Genomic DNA, 18,255 nt, shown 5'->3' with positions numbered 1-18,255 from the left:
TCATGCCCTCCTGAGCCGGGGATCGACACGGACGAAGGCGATGTCCACCAACAGGTTGGCCACCACGTACGTCAACGCGACCAGCAGCGTCACACCCACCACCACCGGCATGTCCTGTTTGGAGACAGCATCGACCAGGATGCGGCCCAAACCGGGACGCACGAAAACGATCTCGACGATGACAGCCGTGGAGAACAGCGACCCCAGAGCCCAACCCGACAACGACAAACCGGGCAACACGGCGTGGCGCAACGCATGTCGCCAGCGCACACCCCAGTCGCTCATGCCGCGTGCCCGCGCCGACACCGCGAACGGTTGCTCCATCGCCGAGGAGAACTCGTCGCGGGTCACCTGGCCGAGGAAACCGGCCAGTGGCAGCGCCAGGGTCAGGGCCGGCAGTACCAGCCCGGCCACGCCATCGTCGCCGACCACCGGAAACAGGTGCAGCTGGAACGCGAAGATCACCAACAGCACTATGCCCAGCCAATATTGGGGCAAGGCCGCCAGGAAGATCTCCAGGCCGGAACCGATCGTGGCCAGCGCCCGACTGCGATGGGCGGTGAGCAGGGTGACCACCACCGCAATCGCCCAGGAGGCCGCCAAAGCAGTGATCGTCAGTACCAGTGTCGGGCCCACCTGCTGCCCGATGATGTCGGCCACCGGCTGCTTGAGCACATATGACGTCCCGAGATCACCGTGGAGCAATCCACCGAGATAGTCCAGGTACTGCACCGGCAGCGGCCGGTTGAATCCGTACTGCTCGTTGACCGCCGCCAGTTGCTCGGGGCTGGGTTTGGAGCCGGCACCGCCGAGGATCGTCTGAGCCGGGTCGCCCGGCATCAGGTGCTGAGCCAGGAATGTCAATGTCGCTGCGCCCCAGAGCACTCCGATCATCCCGGCGATCCGGGTCAGGATGCGTCTCATGGCGCCAGCCACGCGTCGTGCAGTATCGGCTCACCCTCCGAGGGCTCGATCCAGACGTCCTTGAGCCGCTTCTTGGTGACCAGGCGGGTGGTCTGGGGGTACAGCCCGAGGTGATAGGCATTCTCAGCGACGATCTGCTGGACCTCGCCGTAGAGCTTCTTCTGCTGCTCGACGTCGTTCGAGGCTGCCGCCTGGTGCAGCAGGTCATCGATCTCGGGGTCCGAGACCCAGGACATGTTGTTGCCCGGAGCAGCCTTGAGGGAGTCGGTGGAATACACGATCGACAACACGGCGGGCGTGGGGCTGTTCCAGTACGCGCCGGTCAGGCCGTCATAGGCATCCTTGTCGGTGAACGCCGCGTAGTACTGGTCGGCCGGAAGCGGTTTGAGCACCACATCGAAGCCGATCTGTTTCTCGGCGGCCTGGATGTTCTGGAACAGCGTCACATCAGCGGGCGGGGTGTCCCCCGGATCCGACGAGTAGACCAACTGAGCGGTCAACCGCTTGCCGTCCTTGGTCCGGTAGCCCTCGGCGTCACGCTGGTTCCACCCCGCGGAATCCAGCAGGGCGTTCGCCTTGTCCGGGTCGTGCGCGTAGTGGTCGCGCAAGTCCGGACGCAAGTAGGGCGTTGTCGACGACAGCGGGCCCGGCTCCCAATCGAACACTCCGAGATACGCGCTGCGGACGGCGGCCTCGGCGTTGGCGCCGTGGATGAAGGCCTGCCGAACAGCCTTGTCGTCGAACGGCTTATGGCTGGTGTTCAGCGCGATGCCGTTGGGCAGCCCGGTATGGGTGAACGCCTGCAGGACCAGGTTGCGGTCGGCTTCCAGCGCGGCCTTCTGCTGGGGCGGCGGGTTGAAGATGATGTCGGCATCGCGACCCTGCACCGCGGCGAACCGGACCGATCCGTCTTCGAGGAACTTCCAACTGACGTGGTCGAGATAGGCCGGACCCTGGTGCTTGGCATCCTGCGGGGCCGAGTTGTAGTCAGGATTGCGGTCCAGTTCGACGCTCTGGCCGCGGTTCCACTGCTTGACGATGAATGGCCCGGTGCCGACCGGGGATTGGCAGTTGGCCTCGAGCCCACGGGCCATCGCCGTGGGCGACTCGATTCCGAAGAATGCCTGCGAAAGCACCGGGAGCAGAGCCGAATACGGCGAGGACAGCGTGAGTTCGAAGGTAGAGGGGTTCACCGCGCGCGAGGATTTGTAGTACGGCCGCAGGTAACCCGTATCGGTCTGCGACTGCGTCGCCGGATCCAGGATCTGCTCGAAGTTGGCCTTCACCGCAGCGGCATCCAAGGGGGTGCCGTCGTGGAACTTCACGCCGGAACGGATCGTGAAGGTGTAAACCAGGCCGTCCGGCGACACCGTCCATGAATCGGCCAGCCACGGCACCACCGATCCATCGGGGCGTTCGGACACCAATGAGTCGAGGTACTGCCGGGCAACGTAGGTCTGCGGCATGTCACCGAAGTTGTGCGGATCCAGGCAGGTGGGCTCACGATCGGCGCCGTACACGATGGAGCCACCGCGCACGGGCGTACCGCCGTCACCCGAGGACGCGGTCTCGGACCCACCACCGCAACCGGCACCAACCAGCGCAACTGAAAGGGCTGCGGCAGACGTCATCAGGGCATGGCGAAGGGCGGTACGAGGCATGTGATGCGTACTTTCGGTCGGTCGGAGAGCGTCGAGTACCGGGCAGCCGAGCACGGTGGAGATGACCGTGCCGATCGGTGATGTAGCGAGCGCTGCTCAGGGGTCAAAGGGTGGTACAGAAGCTCCGCCACGATGCCCAACCAGAAAGCCGGATACAAGAGATCAAATCGGGCCGATCAAAAAGGACTACGAAATCGACCAACACGTTCTGTCGCCGCGGTGATCGCGGTTCGGGAAAACTCCTCGTAGACGTGGGTCCGCGGGATGGCCGGTCAGACCGATCCAGCCTGCGGCTTGTGGCCCAGATCGCACGCGTCAGCGCACAACCGAACCGGTGCCGGTGGCGGCGAGCCGAGGACCTCGTCCCGATTGGGGTACGCCGCTCACACGGTCATCTCGGCGCGGTGCGCTCCGGAAACGGGTCGGCGGAGAAATCGATCTGAGCCGCCGGGTTACTGATGGCCGTGATCAGGCCGGTGCCGAACGCCCCAGCAGTGTCGAACAGCGTCGATGTGCCCACCGCGACACCATCGGCGGCCAGATGCGAATCGGCCTGCACGCCGATCCACTCGTCACCGGGCAAGCGCGACAAGGCGACCGTCAGATCACCGTTGATGTAGCCGACGCCGGCGGTGCCCAGGTTCGTCACCAGGCTGGTGCCCTCCGCGGCCATTGCCGCCCGCACGAACGGCGAGTTCGGCTGCCCCTGCACCACGGTGATGGTGCGGTTCATGAACCGCTTGCGGGACGCATTCTGGTGCTCGGCGATGGCGCGACTCCAACCACCCGCATCACTGCCCATATATGTCGTCCGGTCCCCATCGAGTGCGGCCGGCGGTTCGAACCGGGCGGGCGCCGTCCACTCTTCACCCCGCGGGGGCGCACTCAACCGGTACTGCACCAACGTCGCGCGCGCCACGGTCACGCCGTCCTGCACCAGCTCGCATTCGGAGTTGCGGACCCGCCGACCGTCCCGGATCAACGCCACCTTCGTCGTCGTCGGCAGTCCACGCGCGGCTTTGAACAGGTCGACGGTCAGCCGGGCCGGCAGAAACTCGGGCAGTCCGAAGGCTGATTCCAGCGCCCGGGCAGCAAGCCCCACCAGCGCCGGGCCGTTGAGATGATCTTCACCCCAGTGGCTCTGTGCAAAGCGGGTCGGCTGGAACCTGTCCTGCTCGGACTGCACGAAATGGGCGTCAACCTCGGTCATCGGCGAATCGTCGCATATGGGCTAACTAAATTTGTCGGCGGGGATCACGAAGTGGACCAGGCGCTCAGCCAGCGCTGCTGGAGCCGGATGAAATGCGCGTCGACCACTGCGCCGTGGCCGGGGACGAACACCCCGTCTTCCCCGCCCGCGGCCAGCACCGCCTCCAGGGTGGCCGGCCAGGCTTCGAGGTCGGAGTCGGCGTCGATAACCGGGTCACCCGACTGCTCGACGAGGTCACCGCAGAACACCACCGTGTGCCGGTCCGGCACTGTGACGATCATGTCGTGGCTGGTGTGGCCCCGGCCCGGACGACTGATGCTCACGGTCCGGCCGCCGAGATCGATATCGCCGCCCGACACTTGGTGCACAGGAACCGGCATCGATGCGATGGCCGCGTCGACATCGTCGGCGTCGGCACCGTAGCGGATCGCATCCTCGCGCAGGTGCGCCCGGCCGGAGTCCATGGCGGCGGCAACCTCTGGCGTGCAATGGATTTCGGCGTCCTTGAACCATGAACAGCCCAGGACGTGGTCAAAATGGTTGTGCGTCAGGACGATATGGCCGACTCGTTGTCCTGTCAGCTCCGCAACGTCGGCCTCGATCCCCCGGGCCTCGGCCAATGTGGTGCCGGAATCGACCAACAGGGCTTGCGCGCTGCCACTGACGAGTCCGACCGTCACATCCAGAAAAGGAAGGCGGGTGCGCCACACACCCCCGCCCAACTCTTCCCAGTCGTAATTCATCGCCCACCGTCGATGCCGACCATGCGACGCACGCCTGCGAAGCTACTCCTATGCGCCGCCTCCTGTTCTGTCTTTGTGTACTCGTCGTCATCGCCTGCGGCAGCACCGTCCCGTCGGCGAATGCGGCCTGCACGACCGGAACGGATTGCGACTTCGCCGAGCGCATCGCGGCCGCTGACGCCTATCTGGCGACCCGCCCCGGCACGGTCGGCTACGTTCTGCGCGACCGCACCACGGGTGGCGTCTACCGGAATGCCCACGCCGGCGAACAAGTGTGGACGGCGTCCACGATCAAGCTCGGGATGGTCGTCGACCTGCTGACCAGACAACGTGCCGGCACCGTGACGCTGACCGATTCGGACCGGGCACTCATTGCGGCGATGCTGCGCTCTTCGGACGACGATGCCGCCGACACCCTGTGGGCCCGGTACAGCGGCACTGACCACCAGGCGTTCAACGCCGATTTCCCGGCCTACGGGCTGACCGGGCTGCAACCGCAGCGGGGGTTCAGCCGGATTTACCCGTATTGGGGCTTCCAGAAGGCCACGCCCGAGGATCTGGACCGGTTGATGAGCTACACCCTCACCAGCCTCACACCGGCCGAGACGGCGGGCATCGTGGATGCGCTGCAGCACGTCGACGCCAACCAACAGTGGGGCGTCTGGGGCGCCGGCCAGGCGATGAACCCCGGCAACAAGGACGGCTGGTCACTCGAACAGGGCGGCTGGGTGGTCAACAGCGTCGGTTTCGCCGGGCCGCAGCAGCGCTACACGCTGGCGATCATGAACGCGCTCGGCGATCAGGGCGGCTACGACGACGGAGTACAGACCACCACCCACCTCAGCGAACTGCTGCTGACCGGGCGGCGCTGACCTGACCCGACAGGTTTGCCATGGCGGGCGAGGGGAACTCCTAGCCCATGTTGATCAGACGAATCGCCCGTCCCATGTTGTCTGCGACGTTCATCGCCCGAGGTGTCGACACCCTGCGCGATCCGAGTACCTCCGCCGAGACGACACGCAGAACACTCGGCGCGCTGAGTGCACTACCTGGCCCGGTGGGGGCCGGGGTTCCGAACAACGCCGACGCGGTTACCCGGGTCAACGCGGCGGTGCAGGTGGCCGGTGGGTTGCTCCTGGCTCTCGGCCGGGCCCCCCGGCTGACCGCGGCGGCGCTTGCCGTCACGATGATTCCAAGAAGCATTGGCTCACAGGCATTCCTGAAAGATTCCGATCCGCAACACGCTGCGGCGCAACGTCGCGAGTTTCTCACCGACGTGAGCCTCCTGGGCGGCCTGATCATCGCGGCCGCCGACACCGCGGGCAAGCCGTCGCTGGCATGGCGTGGACGCCGTGCCGCGCGGCAGGTCTCAGCCAGTGTCGCTGCCGCCGTTCCCGGTGTGGCGGCAGGCGGTGACGCGATCGCCGACAGCGCGATCGCCGAGAAGATCGGACATGGTCTGGCCGTCGGTGCCGAACGTGGCCGCGAACTCGCCGACGCGGCCGTGGAACGGGCGACGGAATTGGCCGCCGAGTTGGCCCAACTCGCGCGCGAACATGGACCCGAAGTGGCCGACGCCGCCCGCGCGCGGGCCGGCGAGCTCGCCCTTGTTGCCCGCGAACGCGCACCCGAACTGGCTGAGGCGGCCCGGGAACGCTCCGCCGCTCTTGCCGATCTCGCACGAACCCAACTCGACCAGCGCCGCGATCGGTAGCGTTGTGTCATGAGCACGGGTGACTATCAACCGGAATTCGGGCAGTACGGACAACCCGGCGGCTACCCACCGCCCTACGGCACGCAAACCCCGGGCGGCCTGGGCCGGCGCTGGTTTGCCCGGGTGATCGACGGCATCCTCGTCATGATCGTGGCGTTCTTCCTGTCGTTCGTCACCGACTCGCTGTCGAACTACTGGGTGACCGGCCTGTTCACCGGACTGCTGATGTTCGTCTATTACGTGGCTTTCGAGGTGGCCACGGGCGCGACGCCCGGCAAGAAGATGCTCGGGCTCGCCGTGCACGGTCCGGGCAACGCGCCGAAGCCGACGGCCGCGCAGTCGGCGATTCGCAACGCCTTCACCCTGCTGACGATCATCCCGTTCGTGGGCGGCTTCCTGGCCATCGTCGCGATGATCATCATCGCGGTGACCATCAGCGGCAGCCCGACCAAACAGGGCAAGCACGACGAACTCGCCGGCGGAACACAGGTGGTCCGGGGCTGAGAACCGTTGCGTGGGGCGCCCGTTCGCACGGGCACCCCACGTGGGGGGCTCCGGTTGCCGGCTCAGATCAGCAGACCCAGCAGCAGGACGAAAACCAGACCCGCCACCGACAGTGTGGTCTCCATCAGCGACCACGATTTGATGGTCTGGCCCACGGTCATCCCGAAATACTCCTTCACGAGCCAGAATCCGGCGTCGTTGACGTGGGAGAAGAACAACGAGCCCGCACCCACCGCGAGCACCACCAGGGACACCTCCCCGGTGCTCATCCCCTCGACCAGGCCCAGCATGAGCGACGACGCGGTGATGGTGGCCACCGTGGCCGACCCCGTGGCCAACCGGATCAGCACAGCCAGCACCCACGCCAGCAGAACCACCGAGAAGTTGGCGCCCTTGGCCCATTCGGCGAGCAGGGTACCGATGCCGGTGTCGACCAGGACCTGCTTGAACCCGCCACCGGCGGCGACGATCAGAATGATCCCGGCCACCGGAGGCAGCGACGACTCAATGCATTTCACGATCTGGTCTCGAGTCATCTTGGCGCCGCCACCGAGGGTGAACATGCCGACCACCACCGCGATCAGCAACGCCATCAAGGGCTGGCCGAGGATGTCGAACGTCTGACGCAGCAGGTGCGACTTGTCGTCCACGAAGATGTCGACGAGGGCTTTGCCCATCATCAGTGCCACCGGCAGCAGAACGCTGAACATGGTGATGCCGAAGGTCGGTCGCGCCTTGGTGGCGGTGGTCGTCGTCGTGGTCGTGCCGGCGGCGGCACCGCCGGCGTCCGGGCCCGGAGCGTCCGAGGCGTCGAACCGGTCGGGGACCTCAAGGACCACCCATCGTCCGGCCAACTTGCCGAACAGCGGACCCGCCACCACGATCGTCGGGATTGCCACCAGCACACCCAGCGCCAGCGTGACACCGAGGTCGGCGTCGAGCAATGAGATCGCGGCGACGGGTCCCGGGTGTGGTGGTACGAATCCGTGCATGGCCGACAGGCCCGCGAGCGCTGGGATGCCGACGGTGATCAAGGACAGTTGAGAACGACGGGCCACCAGGTAGATCACCGGCATCAACAACACCAGTCCGATCTCGAAGAACATCGGCAGACCGATGACCGCGCCCACCAACGCCATTGCCCACGGCAGCGCGCGCGGTGACGCGTGCCCGACGATGGTGTCCACGATCTCGTCCGCTCCCCCGGAGTCGGCCAACAGCTTGGCGAACATCGCACCGAGAGCGATCAATATCCCGACGCTGGCAGCAGTGGAACCGAAGCCGCTGGAGAACGAGGCGAGCACGTCGCTGACGTTCTCACCCGCAGCCATGCCCACGGTCAGCGCGCCGAAGATCAGGGCCAGGAACGGATGCAGTTTGACGACGGTGATGAGAACGACGATCAGGGCGATGCCGGCCAATGCGGCCAGGACCAGCTGCGCGCCGCCCGCCACCGGTTCAACCAGTTCCGTCCCGGCCGCGAGCGGAGTGAGCGCCGAGGTCATCGGTTCTCCTGTTCTGTTGTCGCAGTGGCGGATCGGGCCACATATTCATCGACGATGGCGTCGATGCTCTGATCCACGTCGATGGCGATACCGGCCTCGTCGGGACTGAGCGGCTCCAGCGTCGCGAATTGGGAGTCCAGCAGCGCGGCCGGCATGAAATGCCCCGGTCGGCTGGCCTGGCGCCGGCGGATCACCTCGGCGGATCCGCTCAGATACAGAAACACCACATCGGCGCAGTGCCGCCGCAATTGGTCGCGGTACTTGTGTTTGAGCGCCGAGCAACCCATCACACCGCCGTCGTGGTGCTCGGCGAGCCACTCACCGATCGATTCCAGCCAGGGGTTGCGATCGTCGTCGTCGAGGGCGTGGCCGGCAGACATCTTGGCGATGTTGGCGGCGGGGTGAAAGTCGTCGGCGTCGGCGAACGGTACCCGCATCCGCTGCGCCAGCGCGGCGCCGACGGTCGACTTGCCCGACCCCGATACGCCCATGACCACGACTGGTGAACCCATACATCCGCCTCACAATATGTGTCTGCCGTCACACATCCTGGCTTAAAAAGCATACGTTTGCAAGCGAATCTCGATTACATCTGTTTATTAACCTCCCGCCACCGGATATGACAGGATGTAACCGTGTCCTCGCCCTCAAACGTCGGCGCGCTGCACGTCAGCGTGCTCACCGCGCTCGGCACCGGAATCGTCTCCGGCGAGCTGGCGGCTGACCAGGTGCTGACCCTGGACCGGCTCAGCACCGAGCACGAGGTATCCCGCAGTGTCGCCCGCGAGGTGATCCGGGTGCTGGAGTCGATGGGCATGGTGGAATCGCGGCGCCGGGTCGGGATCACCGTCCAGCCCTCGCGCAAGTGGAATGTGTTCGACCCCAGACTGATCCGCTGGCGCCTGCAGGCCGGTGACCGAGCCGCGCTGCTGGCATCACTGTCGGAACTTCGGCGAGGTTTTGAACCTGCCGCCGCAGCACTCGCCGCGCGGCGGGCCAACCCGGATCAATGCCGAATCCTGGCCGCTGCGGTCTCGGACATGGTGGTGCACGGGCGTTCCGGCAACCTCGACGCATACCTGTTGGCCGACAAGGTTTTCCACCAGACACTCCTGGATGCCAGCGGCAACGAGATGTTCCGCGCACTCAACGACGTCGTGGCCGAGGTCCTGGCCGGACGTACCCAGCACGGGCTGATGCCGGACTCCCCCAACCCGGCGGCCATCGCGTTGCACGACGAGGTGGCCCGGGCCATACGGCTGCGCGACGAGGACGCCGCCGAACGGGCGATGCGGGCCATCATCGACGAGGCCGCCACCGCGGTGATCGACGGCGACGGACCCGATGCTTAACTAGATGTATGGGTCGTTCTCCGGCATTGGCACGTCGTTTCTTCGACCGGCTGGAGCCGGTACACGGGGTCACCTACTTCGCCCCGGAATCGCTCGCGGCATTCGCGGACTTGGGCTACCCCGGCTTCTGGATGGGGTACTTCGGCGCCCGCTCAGCCCCGCTGGGCATCGTGCCGCCCGAAGTCGTCGCCGCGGCCTTCTACAACTTCACCACCGAGCGGGTGTCCAGGGCCCTGCCCGCGGCCTGGGACAAGGCAAGTCCGGCAAGGCTTCTGCAGGTGCGGTCGGACTCGGCGGTCGCGGCGCTGCGTCGCTCCGGGGTGACTGACTCAGAGTCCACGCGCCTCGCGGCCGAGCTGACCGCCAAGGCCGCCCGCACCGCGCCGTTGGATGGCCGGCCGCTCTACGCCGCCAACCGGGCCCTGCCGTGGCCGGACGAACCGGTCGCCAAACTCTGGCACGCGGTCACCCTGCTGCGTGAGCAACGCGGCGACGGCCATATCGCGGTGCTGGTCGCCGAGGGCATCAGCGGCCGGGAATGCAATGTGCTGCACGCCGCGGCCGGGCGGGTGCCGCGCGAGATGATCATGCGCGGCCGCGACTACGACGACGAGCAGTGGGCGGAATACGTCGAGCGATTGCGGTCGCGTGGCTGGTTGGACGACGGGGGCGACCTCACCGACGCCGGCCGAGACATCAAGCAGGCCATCGAGGACCGCACCGATGCCCTGGCCCTCGGTGCGCTGGATGCGTTGACCGACGCCGAGATCACCACCCTGTTCCGGGTGCTGACGCCGATCACCCGGCAGGTGGTGGCCGCCGGGGACGTTCCGGCCGCCACGCCGATGGGTCTGAACCGCGACGACCTCGACGACGACAGCGCCCATCTGGGCTGACGGTCAGCGCGGGGCGTACATGATCAGACCGACGCCGGCCAGGGCCACGAGTGCACCGGTGACGTCCCAGCGGTCGGGCCGGAAACCGTCGGCGGCCATGCCCCACAACAACGAACCGGCGATGAACACCCCGCCGTAGGCGGCCAGCACCCGACCGAAATGGGCGTCGGGCTGGAACGCCGCGACGAAGCCGTAGGCGCCGAGCGCGATCACCCCGGCGCCCATCCACATCCAACCGCGATGCTCGCGCACGCCCTGCCACACCAGCCAGGCCCCGCCGATCTCCAGTACCGCGGCGAGGACGAACAGTGCGATCGATTTGGCTACCATCACCACCCCAGCGTGCCGTGAACGTGCGCAAAAATCGAAACCAGCGCGGCGTGTCGCCGGCATACCCGCACGCTCGCGGCGCCGGGGCCACGTGGTGCCGGGGTTACGCGACGCCTAGGTACGCGGCGCGAATGCTGTCGTCTGCCAACAATTCCCGCGCATCACCGGTACGGGTGACGTTGCCGGTCTCCAGGATGTAGGCGCGGTCGGACCGGCTCAGCGCCTGCTGGGCGTTCTGCTCGACCAGCAACACCGTGGTGCCCTTGGCGTTGATCTCGGAAATGATCTTGAAGATCTGCGAGATCACCATCGGCGCCAGCCCCATCGACGGCTCGTCGAGCAACAGCACCCTGGGCCGGGCCATCAGCGCCCGACCGATGGCCAGCATCTGCTGTTCCCCACCGGAGAGGGTGCCGCCCACCTGCGAGCGCCGCTCGGCCAGCCTGGGGAACGTTTCGAACACCCAGTCCAACCGTTCGTCATGCTCCGCGCGGGACGCGAATTTGCGTCCATAGCAACCCATCTCGAGGTTCTCCAGCACGGTCATGCCGGGGAACACCCCGCGACCCTCGGGAGCCTGGATCAGCCCGTCGATCACGCGCTGATGTGCTTTCACCCGGGAGATGTCGCGACCCTCGAACCAGACCGAGCCCGAGGTCAGCGGCCGGAGGCCCGAGATCGCCCGCATCACGGTCGTCTTGCCGGCTCCGTTGGAGCCCAGCAGGGTCACCAACTCCCCCTCGTGCACCACCAGCGAAACCCCGTGCAACGCCTTGATCCGGCCGTAGTGCACCACCGCATCGCGCACCTCGAGCAGCACCGGCGGGCTGGTCTCAGCCGAGCTCGTCATCGGGTACCCCCAGATACGCGGCGATGACCTTCGGGTCCTCGCGGATTTCGTGTGGCAATCCGTCGGCGATCTTGCGGCCGAATTCGAGCACCACGATGCGGTCGGTCACGCCCATCACCAGACGCATGTCGTGCTCGATCAACAGCACGGTGTAGCCGTCGTCGCGGATCTTGCGGATCAGCTCGATCAGTGACGCCTTCTCTGCCGGGTTGAACCCGGCGGCCGGCTCGTCCAGGCACAACAGCTTGGGCTCGGTGGCCAGTGCGCGGGCGATCTCAAGGCGGCGTTGGTCACCGTAGGGCAGATTCTTGGCCTTCTCCTCGCCACGATGGGCGATCCCGACAAAGTGAAGTAATGCAGCCGCCCGCTCGATCGCCGACCGCTCCTCGCGGCGATGGCGTGGGGAACGCACCAGAGCTCCGGGCACCGAGGTCTTGTGCCGCGCATCGGTTCCCACCATCACGTTCTCCAGCGCGGTCATCTCGCCGAAGAGCCGGATGTTCTGGAACGTACGGGCGATTCCACGACGCGTGATCTGGTGGCGCTTGATCCGGCCCAGCGGGGCGCCGTCGAAGATGACCGATCCCGAGCTGGGCCGGTAGACGCCGGTGATCGCGTTGAAGCAGGTGGTCTTGCCCGCACCGTTGGGGCCGATCAGACCGAGGATCTCACCGCGGCGGATGTTGAAGCTGACCGAGTCCAGGGCGACAAGGCCACCGAACTTGACCGTGAGATCCTGTGTCTCCAACAGGATCTCACCCTCGGCTGCCTGGATTTCCCGGTGTACCCCGGCCAGTTCTTCGACGCTCCCGGTCAGGCCGGGCATGGGCTCGGTCACAGCGCCGGCTCCTTGTCCGTATTGCCGCGCAACAACTGTCGAGCCGATCTGCCATAGGTCAACAGCTGCTGGCGCACGGGGAACAGCCCCTGCGGCCGGAAGATCATCAGCACCACCAGCGCGAGGCCGAAGAACAGGTACTTCAGATCGCCGAGGTTGATCCCGAGGAACTCGACCCCCAAAAGCCGGTTGGGCAGATACACGATGATGAACGCGCCGAAGATGACGCCGAGTTTGTTGCCCTGACCGCCCAGTACCACCGCGCACAGGAACAACATCGAGTTGATGATGTTGAACGTCGGCGGCGCGACGTACTGGACCTGGCCGGCATAGAGCGCACCCGAGAGGCCACCGATCGCGGCGCCGATCACGAAAGCCCACAGCTTGAACCGGAAGGTGTTGACGCCCATCACCTCTGCGGCATCCTCGTCCTCGCGGACCGCCACCCAGGCGCGCCCCACGCGGCTGCGCTCCAGGTTGCCGACCAACAGCAGGATGCCGATCATCAGGATCAGCCCCAGCCAGAACCACCAGGTGCCGTAGTTCGCCTCACCGGCCGAGTTACCGCTGGAGAACACGCCGTTGGGCAGCTTCTCGCTTTCCCCCAGCCGTGGGTACGCGACCTGATTGAGCCCTCGCGAACCGTTGGTGACGTCGGACAGGTTGTCGGCGAGTAGGCGAATGATCTCACCGAATCCGAGGGTGACGATGGCCAGATAGTCTCCGCGCAACCGCAGGGTGGGCGTTCCCAGGATGAGCCCGGCCAGCGCGGTGACCGCCATGGCCAGCGGCACACAGGACAGCCACGCCCAGTCCTTGCTGAGAAACCCGTTGGGACCCACCTTGTTCCACGGGCTGTCGGGGCTGGTCAGCAGCGCGACGGTGTAGGCGCCGACCGCGTAGAAGCCGACATAACCGAGGTCGAGCAGGCCCGCCTGCCCGACGACGACGTTGAGCCCGATCGCGATGATGGCGACCATCGCGAACTGGGCCATGGTGCCGCCGAAACTGATGCCCGTGGTGTTGAGGAAGCTCGGGGTGAACAACGGCAGCAGCGCCAGCAATCCGAAACCCAGCACCCCGACAAGCCATTTGGCCATCCGGGGCAGCGTGGACCACCAGTCGCGAATGGCGTCGCCGGGAGCCAGCAGCGTCCTGGTCACCGACCCGGCGGACTCTGAACCGTGATGCTCGCTCATACCCGCGCCCTCCCGAGGCTTTCACCGAGTATGCCGGTCGGCCGGAATAGCAGGACCAGCACCAGCAGAACGAATGCCACGACGTCGCGCCACTGCGTTCCGAAGACCGCCTGCCCGTAGTTCTCCATGATGCCCAGGAGCAGACCGCCCAGCAGGGCGCCGCGGAGATTACCGATGCCGCCCAGCACCGCCGCCGAGAATGCCTTGATACCGAGCAGAAATCCGCCCGAGTAGATGATGCCCTGCGGCACCTTCAACGTATAGAGCAGCGCCGCGGCACCCGCCAGCAGACCGCCGATGAGGAAGGTCCGCATGATGATGCGTTCCCGGGAGACCCCCATCAGTGTCGCCGTGGTCGGGTCCTGCGCGACGGCCCGGATACCGCGGCCGAACTTCGTGCGATTGATCGCGATGTCGGTCAGCACCGCGAGCACCAGCGCCGCGCCCACGATCACCAGCGTCACGTTCGACACCGTGGCGCCGAAAATCGTGAATTGAGCCTTCGGCTGGACCAGGACGATGGGCTGTTGCGCGTTACTCCCGCCGTAGCCCTTCATCAGCTTCGGCAACACGAAGTGCACGAACTCCTGCAGCACGAACGACATTCCGATGGCCGTGATCAGGAAGGTCAGGGCGCGGGCATTGCGTTTTCGGAGCGGCCGGTAGGCGATGAGTTCCAGCCCGACCGCAGCCGATCCCGAGACCAGCATCGCGAACAGCATGGCGATGGCCAGATACAACACCGTCAGCGCCACGCCTTTGTTGTAGGCATTACCGCTCGGGGTGAACCCGAGGATCACATCCAGACAGAAATACGCGCCGAACATGCCGAGCATGAAGATCTCGGAGTGCGCGAAGTTGATCAGGCGCAGCACGCCGAACACCAGCGTGTAGCCGACTGCCACCAGTGCGTAGATCGCACCCCATGAGAGGCCGTCGATCGTCAACTGCCAGAAGCCGTCTCGCAGGCCATCCAGGTTGAAGCTGATGTTGGATGCCAGGCAGGCGGACTGCTCGACGCACTGGTGGATCATCCGGCGGCGGCTCCTGACTTCGTGATGTGAAACGAAACGCGTCCGAGTCCGGGCTACGGTCTCGGACGCGTTCCGTCAGAGGGACTACTTGACTTCGTACATCCAGATCAAGGTGGTGGTCAGCTCGCCCTTGTCGGTCCACTGGTACTTGCGTGCCACACCCTGGCCCTCGTACTTGCGGACGAAGTCCAACAGGGCCGGCCGGGTGATGGCACCGGAGTCGATGCCCTTGAGCAGGATGGTGCCCAGGTCATAGCCCTCGGTGCTGTACGTGCCCGGTGCCTGGCCGAACTTCTGGGTGTATTCGTCGGCGAACGCACCGGTCGCCGGGCCGCACGGGCAGGACAGCAACGAACCCTTTGACGATTCGCCGGCCTGCTTGACGAACTGTGGGTCCTTGGTGCCGTCGGCGCTGACGAACGTCGCCGTCACACCGCCGTCCTTGAGCTGCTGCACGAACGGTGCGGCCTCAGAGTAGTAACCGCTGTAGAACACGGAATCCGGCGCGGCACCCTTGATCTGGGTGACCGCAGCCGAGAACTCCTTGTCGCCCTTCTTCACCGAGATGTTGCACGACGAGTCGGCAACCGGGCCAAGGGTTTCACGCACCGCTTCGGCCAGTCCGAGCCCATAGTCGGTGCTGTCGTCGACAACGCACACCTTCTTGTTGCCGAGCGTGTTCTTGAGGTAGTTGGCCACCGAGGGACCCTGCACGCCGTCATTGGCCAGGCCGCGGAAGAAGGTCCGCCACCCGTTCTCACTCAACGTCACGTTGGTGGCCGATGCCGTCGCGGCGACCAGGCCCGCCTGGTTGAACACGTCGCCGGTGGCCTTGGTCTCGCCCGAGAACGCAGGGCCGATCAAGCCGATGATGAACGCCTCGTCGACGATCTGCGGCGCGACGCCGCTCGCCTTCTGCGGATCACCCTCGGTGTCAAAGCTCTTGAGCTGCACCTGGCAGCCGGCGTTGGCGGCGTTGTGCTTGTCGATCGCCAACTGCACGCCGTTCTTGATGTTGATGCCCAGCGCGGCATCCGGGCCGTTGAGCGCGCCCATCATGCCGATCATCACCGGCGGGCAGTTGGCCTTGCCGTCGCCGGCAGGGTCGGCGGGGCTGACACCCTCGGCGGCCTTGATCTCGGCACCGTTCTCGTCGATCTGAACCTTCTCGACGATGTTCAAATTGGTCTGCGATGCCTCGCCTTCCGGCGAGGATTGGTTACAGCCGGCAATCGCCAGGGCAACCACACTCGCACTTCCGAGAGCAAATGCTTTCCGTGCCACGCGACCGCGCACGCTTCACCTCCGGGTCAGAGTTGTCAGCGGCACCGGCGCCCTGACCTTGTGAGGGCTGGGCGCCGGAGCTTCGGGTAGAACATAGCCAACCACCGGCCCGAGTGCGGGATGTTGAGTGAATGGTTCTTCCGTGGATCCTGGGTGAACGCGGAATTTCGGCCCGGCGGAAACCCACAATTAACAACCGGGCCCGCCGATCAGCTCTCCTGAACGGGCGAGTCCTCGGAATCCTCGAGGGTCTCCAGCACCACCTCGGCCACGCGTTTCATGGTGGTACGACGGTCCATCGCGGCCCGCTGAATCCACTTGAAGGCCTCGGGCTCGCTCATCTGGTGTTTGGTCTGCAGCAAACCCTTGGCCCGCTCGACCAGCTTGCGGGTCTCCAGACGATCCCCCAGCGTCGCCACTTCGTTTTCCAGCGCGGCGATCTCGCTGAACCGGCTGACCGCGACCTCGATGGCCGGGACCAGGTCGGTGATGCTGAAGGGCTTGACGAGGTACGCCATCGCCCCGGCATCACGGGCGCGCTCGACGAGCTCCCGCTGGCTGAACGCGGTCAGGATGACGATCGGGGCGATGCGCTTACTGGCGATCTCGGAGGCCGCGTCGATCCCGTCACGACGCGGCATCTTGACGTCCATGATCACCAGGTCCGGGCGGAGTGCCTCGGCGAGTTCGACGGCCTCCTGCCCGTCGCCGGCCTCGCCGACGACCTCGTAGCCCTCTTCACGGAGCATCTCGGCGAGGTCGAGGCGGATGAGCGCCTCATCCTCGGCGATCAGCACTCGGCGGGGGCTATCAGCGTCATTCGGTGACCCGGTCATGGGAAACATTGTGTCGTGGAGGCCGCCGTTCGGCGACCGCGGGGCCATCCTCTATGGTGGTAGGCCGCAGCACTGATCGGCACGCCCTCGTATCCCAACTGGCAGAGGAAACGGATTCAAAACCCGTACAGTGTGAGTTCGAATCTCACCGAGGGCACCAGAGCAGTCATTGGAAGGCAGTAAGGCAGGCGAAGAGCGCGGCGGGTAAGTACCCGATCAGCGCAACGCCGAACACCCCGCTCAGAACTTTCACCGTCGTGGTCTTGCTTATCACCGCGGCCGGGATCAACCCGCCATAGCCGAGTATCGCCAAGGCAACACTCAGTACCGCTCCCCCGCGCGCCTGCACCGTCGCAGTGGTCGACGGGTAGGCGCCGCTCATCAGATTTGATGTCAGCGCATCGCTGCTCAAGACGAGAAAGAGTGCCACGAAAGAAACCGCCAGGACGATTGCCGAGGCCACGGCAACCGTGGTGGCCGTCTTCCGTCTGCCGTCGGGAACTTCATACATACGAGCGGACGCTACGGCAGCAAGTCTTCGAAACGTGGCTGCACCGCCCGGATCGCGCCATGAGGCCAAACGCACCCGTCTTCCGACTGACCGACGGTAGGTTGAGCCCTGCGCTGCATTGTGCCCGCTGGGCAGTCGATGCTGCGACGGACGACAGGAGGATTGTGAAAGCCGTTGCGAGAGTTGTGGGATTCGGGCTCGTCGAGCTCGCCGTGTTCGGCTTGGTGCTGTTCGCCCTCGCCGGAACTTTCGACTTCTGGCAAGCCTGGGCCTTTCTCGTGGTGTTCGCGCTTTCGACGTGGATCCCCACCATCTACCTGCAACGCGCAAACCCTGATGCGCACCAACGGCGCAAGCACGCCGGGCCGGGTGCGGAGACTCGGACCCTGCAGAAAGTCCTCATCGCCGGCTGGTACGCCTCACTGGCGGCAATGGTGGTGGTCAGCGCCCTCGACCATCGCTTCAGCTGGTCGTCGGTGCCGGCAGCGATCTGCGTGGCCGGTGATGTCCTGGTAGCCGTCGGGCTGGGCGTCACGAGCCTGGTGGTCATCCAGAACAGCTTCGCGGCCTCCACCGTCCAGGTGGAGTTGGATCAGGAGCTCGTCTCCACGGGCCTGTACGGGCTCGTGCGGCACCCCATGTACACCGGCAACGTGCTGACGATCATCGGCTTCCCCCTGGCACTCGGCTCCTACTGGGGTCTCCTGCCCGTCATACCGGGCGTCGTCATGCTCATCGTCCGCATCCGGGATGAAGAGAAGCTACTGGTCGAAGAGTTGGACGGATACCGCGAGTACGCGCAGAAAGCCCGCTACCGCCTGGTGCCCTATATGTGGTGATCGCCGCGCCGGTCCCCCGCGGTCG

The 18,255-nt window shown here is 65.9% G+C and carries 20 protein-coding genes and 1 tRNA gene; 7 read left to right on the top strand and 14 right to left on the bottom strand.

What is annotated here, in order from left to right:
• The 4 genes from EYZ64_RS15855 to EYZ64_RS15840 form a co-directional block, all read right to left on the bottom strand.
• The gene (locus EYZ64_RS15855; protein WP_135454600.1) at positions 1-924 is read right to left on the bottom strand and encodes an ABC transporter permease; all 924 of its coding nucleotides are present in this window, start codon (positions 922-924) and stop codon (positions 1-3) included.
• Entirely contained in the window at positions 921-2,555 is a 1,635-nt protein-coding gene (locus EYZ64_RS15850) for an ABC transporter substrate-binding protein (RefSeq protein WP_286174964.1), read from the bottom strand. Before EYZ64_RS15850 ends, EYZ64_RS15855 begins: the two co-directional genes overlap by 4 nt.
• 421 nt (positions 2,556-2,976) lie before the next feature.
• Entirely contained in the window at positions 2,977-3,795 is an 819-nt protein-coding gene (locus EYZ64_RS15845) for an acyl-CoA thioesterase domain-containing protein (protein ID WP_135454597.1), read from the bottom strand.
• Between the two features lie 44 nt (positions 3,796-3,839).
• A complete protein-coding gene (locus EYZ64_RS15840; protein ID WP_135454595.1) occupies positions 3,840-4,538 on the bottom strand; it encodes an MBL fold metallo-hydrolase in 699 nt (232 codons plus the stop codon).
• Between the two features lie 50 nt (positions 4,539-4,588).
• On the opposite strand from EYZ64_RS15840, the gene EYZ64_RS15835 reads away from it, so the two are divergent.
• The 3 genes from EYZ64_RS15835 to EYZ64_RS15825 are packed head-to-tail and all read left to right on the top strand — an operon-like array spanning position 4,589 to position 6,756.
• A complete protein-coding gene (locus EYZ64_RS15835; protein WP_286174963.1) occupies positions 4,589-5,410 on the top strand; it encodes a serine hydrolase family protein in 822 nt (273 codons plus the stop codon).
• 47 nt (positions 5,411-5,457) lie between these two features.
• The gene (locus EYZ64_RS15830) at positions 5,458-6,252 is read left to right on the top strand and encodes a DoxX family protein (RefSeq protein ID WP_167857850.1); all 795 of its coding nucleotides are present in this window, start codon (positions 5,458-5,460) and stop codon (positions 6,250-6,252) included.
• 9 nt (positions 6,253-6,261) lie between these two features.
• Positions 6,262-6,756, top strand: a complete 495-nt coding sequence (locus tag EYZ64_RS15825; protein ID WP_135454593.1) for an RDD family protein — start codon at positions 6,262-6,264, stop codon at positions 6,754-6,756.
• A gap of 62 nt (positions 6,757-6,818) precedes the next feature.
• Here EYZ64_RS15825 and EYZ64_RS15820 read toward each other — a convergent pair whose 3' ends face one another.
• Both EYZ64_RS15820 and EYZ64_RS15815 read right to left on the bottom strand, forming a co-directional pair.
• Positions 6,819-8,261 carry a GntP family permease gene (locus EYZ64_RS15820; protein WP_135454591.1) on the bottom strand — a complete coding sequence of 481 codons (1,443 nt, stop codon included), beginning with the start codon at positions 8,259-8,261 and terminating at the stop codon, positions 6,819-6,821.
• On the bottom strand, positions 8,258-8,773 hold the full coding sequence (locus EYZ64_RS15815) for a gluconokinase (RefSeq protein ID WP_135454589.1): 516 nt from the start codon (positions 8,771-8,773) through the stop codon (positions 8,258-8,260). The genes EYZ64_RS15820 and EYZ64_RS15815 overlap by 4 nt, the downstream gene beginning before the upstream one ends.
• Before the next feature lie 123 nt (positions 8,774-8,896).
• On the opposite strand from EYZ64_RS15815, the gene EYZ64_RS15810 reads away from it, so the two are divergent.
• Both EYZ64_RS15810 and EYZ64_RS15805 read left to right on the top strand, forming a co-directional pair.
• Positions 8,897-9,613, top strand: a complete 717-nt coding sequence (locus EYZ64_RS15810; RefSeq protein ID WP_135454587.1) for a FadR/GntR family transcriptional regulator — start codon at positions 8,897-8,899, stop codon at positions 9,611-9,613.
• 8 nt (positions 9,614-9,621) lie between these two features.
• Entirely contained in the window at positions 9,622-10,509 is an 888-nt protein-coding gene (locus EYZ64_RS15805; RefSeq protein ID WP_135454585.1) for an SCO6745 family protein, read from the top strand.
• A gap of 3 nt (positions 10,510-10,512) precedes the next feature.
• On the opposite strand, the gene EYZ64_RS15800 is transcribed toward EYZ64_RS15805, so the two are convergent.
• From EYZ64_RS15800 to EYZ64_RS15770, 7 genes are all read right to left on the bottom strand, one after another.
• Positions 10,513-10,839: a YnfA family protein gene (locus tag EYZ64_RS15800; RefSeq protein ID WP_135460043.1), complete on the bottom strand. Its 327-nt coding sequence runs from the start codon at positions 10,837-10,839 to the stop codon at positions 10,513-10,515.
• A gap of 103 nt (positions 10,840-10,942) precedes the next feature.
• Positions 10,943-11,689, bottom strand: coding sequence for an ABC transporter ATP-binding protein (locus EYZ64_RS15795; RefSeq protein WP_135454583.1), 747 nt, complete (start codon positions 11,687-11,689; stop codon positions 10,943-10,945).
• Positions 11,673-12,515: an ABC transporter ATP-binding protein gene (locus tag EYZ64_RS15790; RefSeq protein ID WP_135460042.1), complete on the bottom strand. Its 843-nt coding sequence runs from the start codon at positions 12,513-12,515 to the stop codon at positions 11,673-11,675. Before EYZ64_RS15790 ends, EYZ64_RS15795 begins: the two co-directional genes overlap by 17 nt.
• 8 nt (positions 12,516-12,523) lie before the next feature.
• Positions 12,524-13,726 (bottom strand): branched-chain amino acid ABC transporter permease, encoded by a 1,203-nt coding sequence (locus EYZ64_RS15785; protein ID WP_135454581.1) that lies wholly within the window; start codon positions 13,724-13,726, stop codon positions 12,524-12,526.
• Positions 13,723-14,760: a branched-chain amino acid ABC transporter permease gene (locus EYZ64_RS15780; protein ID WP_135454579.1), complete on the bottom strand. Its 1,038-nt coding sequence runs from the start codon at positions 14,758-14,760 to the stop codon at positions 13,723-13,725. Before EYZ64_RS15780 ends, EYZ64_RS15785 begins: the two co-directional genes overlap by 4 nt.
• 84 nt (positions 14,761-14,844) lie before the next feature.
• Positions 14,845-16,056 (bottom strand): branched-chain amino acid ABC transporter substrate-binding protein, encoded by a 1,212-nt coding sequence (locus EYZ64_RS15775; protein ID WP_167857849.1) that lies wholly within the window; start codon positions 16,054-16,056, stop codon positions 14,845-14,847.
• Between the two features lie 197 nt (positions 16,057-16,253).
• On the bottom strand, positions 16,254-16,880 hold the full coding sequence (locus EYZ64_RS15770; protein WP_135454576.1) for an ANTAR domain-containing response regulator: 627 nt from the start codon (positions 16,878-16,880) through the stop codon (positions 16,254-16,256).
• Positions 16,881-16,963: 83 nt separating this feature from the next.
• On the opposite strand from EYZ64_RS15770, the gene EYZ64_RS15765 reads away from it, so the two are divergent.
• Positions 16,964-17,040, top strand: a tRNA-Leu gene (locus tag EYZ64_RS15765).
• A gap of 6 nt (positions 17,041-17,046) precedes the next feature.
• Here EYZ64_RS15765 and EYZ64_RS15760 read toward each other — a convergent pair.
• Positions 17,047-17,391, bottom strand: coding sequence for a hypothetical protein (locus tag EYZ64_RS15760; RefSeq protein WP_135454574.1), 345 nt, complete (start codon positions 17,389-17,391; stop codon positions 17,047-17,049).
• A gap of 164 nt (positions 17,392-17,555) precedes the next feature.
• Here EYZ64_RS15760 and EYZ64_RS15755 point away from each other — a divergent pair, with 164 nt between their 5' ends.
• Positions 17,556-18,230: a methyltransferase family protein gene (locus EYZ64_RS15755; protein ID WP_210115515.1), complete on the top strand. Its 675-nt coding sequence runs from the start codon at positions 17,556-17,558 to the stop codon at positions 18,228-18,230.
• The last annotated feature ends 25 nt before the right edge of the window (positions 18,231-18,255 follow it).

The organism is Mycobacterium sp. DL99, assembly GCF_004762045.1.
In the GTDB taxonomy this organism is placed as follows: domain Bacteria; phylum Actinomycetota; class Actinomycetes; order Mycobacteriales; family Mycobacteriaceae; genus Mycobacterium.
The sequence above is the reverse complement of the archived record's forward strand: the minus strand, read 5'-3'. Positions and strand labels throughout refer to the sequence as shown.

Bases quoted from the DNA above. Each gene is read 5' to 3' on its own strand.
- EYZ64_RS15855 (WP_135454600.1), bottom strand. From the start codon at position 924: ATGAGACGCATCCTGACCCGGATCGCCGGGATGATCGGAGTGCTCTGG.
- EYZ64_RS15850 (WP_286174964.1), bottom strand. From the start codon at position 2,555: ATGACGTCTGCCGCAGCCCTTTCAGTTGCGCTGGTTGGTGCCGGTTGC.
- EYZ64_RS15845 (WP_135454597.1), bottom strand. From the start codon at position 3,795: ATGACCGAGGTTGACGCCCATTTCGTGCAGTCCGAGCAGGACAGGTTC.
- EYZ64_RS15840 (WP_135454595.1), bottom strand. From the start codon at position 4,538: ATGAATTACGACTGGGAAGAGTTGGGCGGGGGTGTGTGGCGCACCCGC.
- EYZ64_RS15835 (WP_286174963.1), top strand. From the start codon at position 4,589: ATGCGCCGCCTCCTGTTCTGTCTTTGTGTACTCGTCGTCATCGCCTGC.
- EYZ64_RS15830 (WP_167857850.1), top strand. From the start codon at position 5,458: ATGTTGATCAGACGAATCGCCCGTCCCATGTTGTCTGCGACGTTCATC.
- EYZ64_RS15825 (WP_135454593.1), top strand. From the start codon at position 6,262: ATGAGCACGGGTGACTATCAACCGGAATTCGGGCAGTACGGACAACCC.
- EYZ64_RS15820 (WP_135454591.1), bottom strand. From the start codon at position 8,261: ATGACCTCGGCGCTCACTCCGCTCGCGGCCGGGACGGAACTGGTTGAA.
- EYZ64_RS15815 (WP_135454589.1), bottom strand. From the start codon at position 8,773: ATGGGTTCACCAGTCGTGGTCATGGGCGTATCGGGGTCGGGCAAGTCG.
- EYZ64_RS15805 (WP_135454585.1), top strand. From the start codon at position 9,622: ATGGGTCGTTCTCCGGCATTGGCACGTCGTTTCTTCGACCGGCTGGAG.
- EYZ64_RS15800 (WP_135460043.1), bottom strand. From the start codon at position 10,839: ATGGTAGCCAAATCGATCGCACTGTTCGTCCTCGCCGCGGTACTGGAG.
- EYZ64_RS15795 (WP_135454583.1), bottom strand. From the start codon at position 11,689: ATGACGAGCTCGGCTGAGACCAGCCCGCCGGTGCTGCTCGAGGTGCGC.
- EYZ64_RS15790 (WP_135460042.1), bottom strand. From the start codon at position 12,515: ATGCCCGGCCTGACCGGGAGCGTCGAAGAACTGGCCGGGGTACACCGG.
- EYZ64_RS15785 (WP_135454581.1), bottom strand. From the start codon at position 13,726: ATGAGCGAGCATCACGGTTCAGAGTCCGCCGGGTCGGTGACCAGGACG.
- EYZ64_RS15780 (WP_135454579.1), bottom strand. From the start codon at position 14,760: ATGATCCACCAGTGCGTCGAGCAGTCCGCCTGCCTGGCATCCAACATC.
- EYZ64_RS15770 (WP_135454576.1), bottom strand. From the start codon at position 16,880: ATGACCGGGTCACCGAATGACGCTGATAGCCCCCGCCGAGTGCTGATC.
- EYZ64_RS15760 (WP_135454574.1), bottom strand. From the start codon at position 17,391: ATGTATGAAGTTCCCGACGGCAGACGGAAGACGGCCACCACGGTTGCC.